The organism is Streptomyces sp. NPDC026246 (assembly GCF_055567995.1).
The window spans coordinates 1-1,133 of record NZ_JBVHPJ010000035.1; the positions used below are offsets into that span (position 1 = coordinate 1).

The following is a 1,133-nucleotide window of genomic DNA, read 5'->3' on the forward strand; positions in this document are numbered from 1 at the left end:
CCGAGCGGTCCGGGTTGCTTCGGTGTGGGTGGGGTGGGAGTGAGTCGTCGTTCCCGGGTGGTGACACGTTGGTGGAGTTGTTCGCTGCGCAGGTGGCGCGTACGCCTGGTGCTGCGGCGGTGGTCGATGGGGGAGAGGTGATGACGTACGCGGAGTTGAATGCTCGTGCCAATCGTCTGGCTCACCTGTTGATCGGTCGGGGTGCCGGGCGGGGTCGTGTGGTGGCGCTGGCTTTGCCGCGTTCGGCGGAGGCGGTGGTGGCTGTTCTGGCGGTGGTGAAGACGGGGGCGGCCTATGTGCCGGTCGATCCGGATTATCCCGCTGACCGGATTGCCTACGTTCTTGGTGACGCGGCGCCTGTGTTGCTTCTGACGAGCCGTGAGCTGGCTTCGAGGGTGGGTTTTGAGGGTTCCCGGCTGTTGCTCGAGGAGGTCGGGGACGCGGTGGTGGGGTGTGCGGATACCGATCCGGTGCGGTCGGTGTCGGGTCGTGATGCGGTGTACGTCATCTACACGTCCGGGTCCACTGGTGCTCCGAAGGGGGTTGTGGTGGAGCACCGGTCGTTGGCCGACTATCTGACGTGGGCGGGGGTGGTTTATCCGAGTGTGCGGGGTGGGGCGCTGTTGCACTCGCCGTTGTCGTTCGATTTGACGGTGACGGCGCTTTTCGCGCCGCTGGTTCACGGTGGCCGGGTCGAGGTCGTGGATCTGGAGGTGGTGGCCGAGACGTTGGCGACGCGGGTGGACGGGCCGCTGCTGGTGAAGGCGACGCCGAGTCATCTGGCGATGTTGGGTGCTCTGGCCGGTGGTTCCTCGTCCGTGGAGGGGGTGCCGGGTGCCGGTTACGGGGTGGGTGAACTGGTGCTGGGTGGTGAGGCGTTGCTGGGTGAGTCGCTTGTGCAGTGGCGTGAGCGTCACCCGTGGGCCACGGTGGTCAATGAGTACGGTCCGACCGAGGCGACCGTTGGGTGCATGGAGTACCGGATCGGGCCGGGGGACCGGGTTCCGGCCGGTGCCGTGCCGATCGGTCGTCCGGCGCGGAACACCCGGCTGTATGTGCTGGATGGTGGTCTGATGCCGGTGCCGGCGGGTGTGGCGGGTGAGCTGTATATCGCCGGTGAGGGATTGGCCCGG

At 67.2% G+C, this 1,133-nt stretch carries 1 protein-coding gene; it reads left to right on the forward strand.

Annotated elements, in window-relative coordinates:
- Positions 1 to 71: 71 nt before the first annotated feature.
- The coding region (locus ACZ4M5_RS34685; protein WP_467743084.1) for an AMP-binding protein at positions 72 to 1,133 on the forward strand (1,062 nt) is incomplete at its 3' end.